Origin of the sequence: Acidocella sp. (assembly GCF_013044125.1) — a bacterium.
Taxonomy (GTDB): domain Bacteria; phylum Pseudomonadota; class Alphaproteobacteria; order Acetobacterales; family Acetobacteraceae; genus Acidocella.
This window is the reverse complement of record NZ_JABEVC010000019.1, coordinates 1-6,678: the sequence shown is the minus strand read 5'-3', so window position 1 is coordinate 6,678 and position 6,678 is coordinate 1. Positions and strand designations below refer to the sequence as shown.

Sequence of the window (6,678 nt, the reverse complement as noted above, 5' to 3'; positions counted from 1 at the left end):
CTCGGCACGTTCCCGACGACAGGCTACAGCCACTAGCAGAAACCCCCCAGCCCCATCCGGGCTGGGGGGTTTTCTGCGTAATCGGCTTGGTTGGGTGGAGAGCAGAAGGTCCGCTTCTGGATCAGTGCTTTGAATAGCGGACATTCAGTCTGGCGGTTAGCTGGTGTTATGGCTTCAGCGGAGCACCTTCCAGAAAACGTACATCGCCATACCAAGCCTGACCGAAATTATGCGAATCATCGCAGTCGCTCATCACCGCGACAGCGTCGATCGCTGTAAAAACGCCACCAAACGCGTGGGCGAGATCTGTGCGCAGATTGCGTTGCTCGGTGGTCCATGCCCCGGTGCCTGAAGGTCCCTGGCGGAGGGCTACGATTTCGGCCTGTTTTGTGTACGGGTCAGGGTAGATCTGGGTGCCTTGAGGGTCATGCGCGGCGGCAACCACTGAGCCATTGGCCCACACATAGACGAGGCTGCGTAGCGTCCAGGGTAAAAGTGGATTGCCGGTGACAACATAAACGCGCGCCGGGTAATCGTCGCCGGATTTTGCATGCGGGTCGAGGTTTGGGTACACGCGGCTGATCTTCCAGCGCCAGGTCAGGATGGGTGTTTGGGTCAGGTCGATCTTGTGTTTCCAGATCAGGCCGGATGCTGAATTTTGGCAGACTGCGTGCAGGACTGTTGTGCCATCTTGGGTGACGAGCTGGTAGCTCGTGTGCGGCAGGGACGAGAATTTTTTTTCCTGCCAGCCGGAGAGTGTGCCACTTGAAAAAGCCGGTGGGTTTTCAGCCCTCGCCGGGGATGTCATGAGGCCGCAAAATAACCCGGCGGCAACAATTTGTTTGAGGTTAGGCATGGGCGGAAATCTTCTTCGTATAGGCATGCAAACTTTCGGCGTCATCGACATCGCGCAGCATACGCAGCCGTCCGATCCGCCGTCTGGGGAAATTGCGTAGCGTGTCGGCCAGCGCGTCAGGGCTCGACCAGCGCACCTTGGCGAAGGCCGATGAGGGACGATTTGCGGACATGCCAGTCAGCCAGTAGCCGCCGTCGGCGGCGGGGCCGAAAACTGCGTTACAGCCGCGCAGTTTATGAAAAGCCATGCGTAGGTCAGAGGTTTTTACATCCGGGATGTCGCTGCCGATGAGCACGACGGGGCGGCGTGGATAGTGGTTGAAGGCGCGCTGCATGCGCTGGCCGAGATCACCCTGGCCTTGGCCGATGCGGCTGAAGCCTGGCGCCCTCAGCTTGGCGTGGTGATCTGGCGCGGTGGCGATGACGCGCGCAGCACCGCGCAGGCGCCGTAACCGGTGCAGCAGGCCAACCAGTGTCGTACGGGCAAAATTATGCGCTTTGCGGTCGCCTACCTCGCGCGCAAGACGGCGTTTGCCAACACCGAGGCGCGGGACGCGGGTGAAGATGATGATGACGGGACGGTTCATCTTTTGTAGGCGGCTGCGAGGTTGACGGGGCTGCCCCCTGCGAGGAAGCGGGCCAAACGCCAGAGATTACCCGCAGCGCGGCAATACCAGCCGTTGCGGATATAGGCGGTGGCATCGGTTGAAATGGTTAGGTCCATGGGGACGAGATGGCTGCGCCCGAGCTTTCGGGCGAGCAGCACGTCTTCCATCAATGGTGCCTCCGGCATGCCGCCGATGGTGGCCAGAAGGTCGCGGTGGATGAGTAGCCCCTGATCGCCATAAGGCAGGCGAAAAATGGCGCAACGCAGTGCGGCGCCACATTCCAGCAACCGCGCACGCGGGTCTGCGCAGGCGAAGCGGAGCCTGCCGTAATAGGCGCGATTAACGCTCGCGGAGGCGAGTGTCTGGCGTAGCCTGTCGGCCCAGCCGGGGGGCAGAGTGGAATCGGCGTGCAGCAGTAACAGCCAGGGCGAGCTGGCCGCCATGATCCCCCGGTGGAACTGCCCGCCGCGCCCTGGCGGACCGGTGACGATGCGCGCCCCGGCTTGGGCGGCAAGTGCCAAGGTGTCATCAGAGCTACCGCCGTCAGACACGACAATGCCGGAGATCAGATCGCAACCCGCCTTGAGGTCGCGCAGCAGACTGGGCAGATGTGCCGACTCGTTCAAGGTGGGGATGATGACCGAGAGTGGCACAGTCATCATTGGTCTTTTCCCAGCGTCATGACGGCGAGCGGAGGAAACAAAACCCGCCGCCACCCCGGCAGGCATGAGAACAGGGGCCCGTAGATCAGACTTCACCCGCGCCTCCATCCATGAAACAGTTCAAGCAGCGCCAGGCCGCGCGCAGAGGCGTGTTTCTGCCGCCAAAGTCCGGCGACGGCGCGGATGGCTTCTGAGCGCGTGGGATAAGGGTAGATGACGCCAAGCAGTTTTTTAAGGCCGAGATTATGCCGCATGGCGATGGTGAAGCCGGTGAGGAGTTCACCCGCCTGGGTGCCGACGATGGTGGCGCCGAGAATTTTGTCGCTCCCCTTTTTCGTCAGGACTTTTACAAAACCCTCGGTGTCAGCTTCGGCGATGGCGCGGTCGAGTTCGGCAAAACTGTAGCGGGTCACTTCATAGGCCAAGTTCTGCGCCTCGCACTCATTCAGGCCGACGCGGGCGATCTCGGGGTTGGTGTAGGTGACGGCGGGGACAGCACGGTAATTGGGTTTGAAACGCCAGAAGGGGGACAGCAGCGCGGTGAGCGCGGCGTACCCGGCCTGATACCCGGCGGTATGGGTGAACTGGTACGGCCCGGCAACGTCGCCGCAGGCGAGGATATTGGGATAGAGGGTCTGCAGCCAGGCATCAGTCTCGATGGTTTTGGTTTTTGTCAGGGGAATGCCGAGCGTTTCCAGACCGTAGCCGGTGACGCGCGGCTTGCGGCCGATGGCGACGAGGAGGCGGTCGAAGGCGATGGTGACGATTTGCCCATCCTGCTCGGCGCGGAGCGAATAGCCGTTGGTGTCGTGCAAAATCTCGGCGGCGCGGTGTCCGATTAAAACCGTGACGCCGTCGCGGCGCAGGGCGGCTGTCATGGCGGCGGAAACTTCATCATCCTCGCGCAGCAAGAGCCGGTCGGCCATTTCCAGCAGCGTGACCGCGCTGCCGAGGCGGGCGAAGGCTTGGGCCATTTCGCAGCCGATCGGCCCGCCACCCAGGATGGTGAGGCGTGCGGGCAGCGCCGCGATGTCCCACAGCGTTTCAGAGGTAGCGTGGGGGCAAGTGGCAAGGCCGGGAATGGGCGGGATGAAGGGCTCGGCGCCGGCGGCGATAATAATCGCGCGGGTGGTGATTTGGGTGCCATCCACCGACACGCACCAGGGTGATTCAATCATCGCCCGCCCCTGGCGGACATCCACGCCGAGGTTGACGTAACGCGCCGCTGAGTCGTGCGGGGCGATGCCGTCCACCGCCGCCTTTATCGCAGCACGGGCCTGGGCAAAATTAAATCCGTGTTTGGCTGCGTGCAGCAGAGCTTTGGATGGCACGCAGCCGGTGTTGAGGCAGTCACCGCCCATATGGGCTTGTTCGATGAGGGTGACTTTTGCCCGCACGGCGCTGGCGACATAGGCGCTCACCAGCCCCGCCGCACCGGCGCCGATGACCACGAGATTACGGTCAAATTTTTTGGGACGCGGCCATTTGGCGTAGAGCTTGCGGGCGGAAGACATGTCGCGCAGGCGCGGTGCGGCGATGGGCAGGGCGGCCAGAAGCAGCAGGCCGGTGATGAGCCGGGGCGTGAGGATGGCGCCGTGGTGGCCCAGCGTGGCGAGGCTGGCCCCGGCATTCACATAAATCAGCGTCGCCGGGAACATGCCGATCTGGCTGGCGAAATAGAAGCGCCGGAGCGGGAGTGTGGTCAGACCGGCCAGCAGGTTGACGGCGAAAAAGGGAATGACCGGGACGAGGCGGAGCGAGACGAGGTAGAGCGCGCCGTCGCGGGCAATGCCCTCGTCGATGCGGGTGAACAAAGCGGGGAAGCGCGCCAGGGCGAAATCGCGGAGCAAAAAACGGGCGGTGAGGAAGGCAAGGCTGGCGCCGAGGGAGGCGGCGAAGGAGACCAGGAGCGCGCCCTCGGCGACACCGAACAGCGCCCCGGCGCCGAGCGTGAGCAGGGCCGCGCCTGGAAAGGAAAGCGCTGTCGCCACCACATAAAATGCGAAATAGGCGGCGAAGGCTTTGAGCGGGTGCTCGGCGTTCAGGGTGGTGACGGCACGCAGCACATCGCCGGGGTTCAGCGTGAAGGCCAACGCCACCAAAGCGAGGAGCAGGCCGGCGAACAAGACGGTGCCGGCCGTGCCGGGGCGGCGTTTGGTGAGGGCGGCGCTCATCGCGCACTCATGCAGGATGACGCGCCAAAGACGCAGAATTGGGCGCAATGCGGGTGGTCGAGCGTGACGCCGCGCGCGGCCTGGGCCAGCGTGGACCCGAGTTCGAATCGCGGCTCGTAAGGTAGCAGGGTGCAGGCGACGATGCTGGCCTGCGCAGCGCCTTTGCGCTGCACCGCCATGCGCGAGGTACGGCACATGGCGTCCGCGCCGCGTGCGTGCAGCGCCTCCCAGGCGGCGGCGCTGACGCCGAGGACGGTGGTGGGTTTGTCCATCTCGGCGAACAGCACGAGATGGTCCGGGTTGAAGGCGTCGATATTGAAAGCCGCCGCCGCGAAAAATGCCGCGAACCCGGCACGGGTGGTGGCCTCATCCTCCAGCGCCGGGTCGAAACGTGCCGCGACGGATGGCGTGAAGCCTGACGTGAACAAAGCGCGCAGCCCGGCCAAGGCTGGCTCCCAGGTGCGGGGGCCGCGCAGGGCCTCATGCCCGGCCTGGGTAAAATGATCGAGCGACACGCGCACCGCCAATTGCGCGCCAAAAGCCGCGCGCAGGCCCGCCAGCGCGGCGAAATGGTGCTGCATGGGCAGCATGGCGTTGGTCAGCACCAGGGCGCGATAGCCGCGCCGCAGCGCGCCCTCAATCATCGCCATCATATCCGGGTTCATGAACGGTTCGCCGCCGGTGAAGCCGATTTCATGCAGGGATTGTGCGGCGCTGGCCTCGTCCAGCAGCCGGTTGAACTCGGCCAGCGGGAAATAAGCGAGCCGGTCGTTGCGCGGGCTGCTCTCGATGTAGCAGCCCGCGCAGGCCAGGTTGCAGAGCGTGCCGGTATTGAACCACAGCGTCTCCAGCCGCTCCAGCGCCACCGCGGCATCCGGTGCGGGCGGCGGCGCGGGGTGTGGGGTGGCGGTCATCGCCCGTTCGGGCAGGGGCAGACTGTCCAGGCTGGGCCAGATGCCGGTTTCCAGCGCGGCGGCGTATTCCTCGGGCAGGTTTGCGCGGCGCATGGCGGCAGCGGCGGCTGGGTGATCGTAGGTGAGCGGGTGGCAGGTTAGGGAAAAGCCGTCGCCCGCCGGGGTGAGGATGGAATACCAGCCGCGCGGCGTGCCGTCATTGGCGGGCAGGCCGATGACGCCGGCATTGTGCCAGAGTTTTTCGCCGATTGTGCGGGTGAAGCTGAGACCGCAATGCCCGGCGATGACGCCGTCGCAACCGGTACGGGCGATTTCCTCGGCGAACAGCGCATCCGAGTCCGAGGCGTAGACGAAGCGGTTGATGCGGCTGGGCGCGCCGTGGACGATGGCGAGGCGTTTGCCGCCGAGGATAAGGTCGACCCGGCGCGGCAGGGACGCCATCCAGCTTTTGGCCTCGGGGGTGAGGCGCGTGCGGGCATAGTTGAACCATGCGGCGGAGAGGCGGTCGCAGGCGGAGCCGGGGGCAAAGCCGCAGCCGCAATCGGGCGCATCGGCGGCGAGTTGTTCTTCGCAATTGCCCATCACCGTGGCGATACCCGCCTCGCGCAGCAGGTCGGTGCAGGCTTGCGGGTCGGCGCCATAGGCGACGGAATCGCCGGTGCAGATGATACGCGAGGGTGGGATGCCGTGATGGTTTGCAGCCTCCAGCAGCGCCTTGGTGGCTTGAAGATTGCTGTAGCCGCCGCCGAAAACCAGTACCGGACCGTCGGCGGTGATGACCGGCGGCGAAAGCGTGTCAAACATTGGAGATGGCTTCCAGCGCCAGGCCGCGCGCTTCGATGCCGCCGCGTAGCCGCCAGATGAGGATGGCGACCGCGCCCAGCGCCCAGAAGCCAGCCAGCATGATGAGGGCAGCGGGCATACTATGCGCGCCGACATAGCCGACCAGGAAGGGCGAAAGTGCTGCCCCCACGCGCCCGGCCGCGACCGAGGCGCCAATGCCGGTGGCGCGCAGGGCGGTGGGGAAAAGCTCCGAGAAGGTGGGGTAGGCGGCGATCCAGCTTCCCGTGGCCAGCATGTTAACCAGCGCGAAACCCAGCATGAGGGCGCCTGCGCCCATGCCGGTGACGGCGGCGAAAGCGACCAGTCCGAGAGCGGTGGCGAGGTAGAAGCCGCCGACGGTCCAGCTCCGGCCCAGGCGGTCGAGCAATGAGGCCGCCGTTAGCCCGCCCACCAGCGCGCCAAGGCTTCCGGCGAGATAAAATACCGGCAGTTGCGCTGCTGGCAGGTGCAAGGCGGGCAGCACGACGATCGGCAGGAAGGCAAACAGGCCGTAATAGCCAGAGGCTTCGGCGAAATCGAGCGCGGCGCCCAGCGCCAGCCGCCCAGGGTAGCGGCGCAGCAGCACCAGAAAGCCGCTGGCCTCGCGCTGGATGCGGTGGATGGCCGGGGGGGGTGCGGGCTG

The 6,678-nt window shown here is 65.2% G+C and carries 6 protein-coding genes; all 6 read right to left on the bottom strand.

The window, feature by feature from the left end:
• Positions 1-166: 166 nt before the first annotated feature.
• Complete coding sequence (locus tag HKL97_RS01015) at positions 167-856, bottom strand: DUF3047 domain-containing protein (RefSeq protein WP_291421972.1); 690 nt, start codon at positions 854-856, stop codon at positions 167-169.
• A complete protein-coding gene (locus HKL97_RS01010; RefSeq protein ID WP_291421970.1) occupies positions 849-1,442 on the bottom strand; it encodes a TIGR04282 family arsenosugar biosynthesis glycosyltransferase in 594 nt (197 codons plus the stop codon). The genes HKL97_RS01015 and HKL97_RS01010 overlap by 8 nt, the downstream gene beginning before the upstream one ends.
• Positions 1,439-2,125, bottom strand: coding sequence for a glycosyltransferase (locus tag HKL97_RS01005; protein WP_291421968.1), 687 nt, complete (start codon positions 2,123-2,125; stop codon positions 1,439-1,441). The genes HKL97_RS01010 and HKL97_RS01005 overlap by 4 nt, the downstream gene beginning before the upstream one ends.
• 92 nt (positions 2,126-2,217) lie before the next feature.
• Complete coding sequence (locus tag HKL97_RS01000; RefSeq protein ID WP_291421966.1) at positions 2,218-4,299, bottom strand: FAD-dependent oxidoreductase; 2,082 nt, start codon at positions 4,297-4,299, stop codon at positions 2,218-2,220.
• Positions 4,296-6,017, bottom strand: a complete 1,722-nt coding sequence (locus HKL97_RS00995; protein ID WP_291421964.1) for a radical SAM protein — start codon at positions 6,015-6,017, stop codon at positions 4,296-4,298. Before HKL97_RS00995 ends, HKL97_RS01000 begins: the two co-directional genes overlap by 4 nt.
• A partial coding sequence (locus HKL97_RS00990; RefSeq protein WP_363238144.1) for an MFS transporter occupies positions 6,010-6,678 on the bottom strand: 669 nt, incomplete at its 5' end. The genes HKL97_RS00995 and HKL97_RS00990, both read right to left, overlap by 8 nt.

Excerpts from the sequence above, each read along its gene's own strand:
- HKL97_RS01005 (WP_291421968.1), bottom strand. The coding sequence starts at position 2,125 with ATGATGACTGTGCCACTCTCGGTCATCATCCCCACCTTGAACGAGTCG.
- HKL97_RS00995 (WP_291421964.1), bottom strand. The coding sequence starts at position 6,017 with ATGTTTGACACGCTTTCGCCGCCGGTCATCACCGCCGACGGTCCGGTA.
- HKL97_RS01010 (WP_291421970.1), bottom strand. The coding sequence starts at position 1,442 with ATGAACCGTCCCGTCATCATCATCTTCACCCGCGTCCCGCGCCTCGGT.
- HKL97_RS01015 (WP_291421972.1), bottom strand. The coding sequence starts at position 856 with ATGCCTAACCTCAAACAAATTGTTGCCGCCGGGTTATTTTGCGGCCTC.
- HKL97_RS01000 (WP_291421966.1), bottom strand. The coding sequence starts at position 4,299 with ATGAGCGCCGCCCTCACCAAACGCCGCCCCGGCACGGCCGGCACCGTC.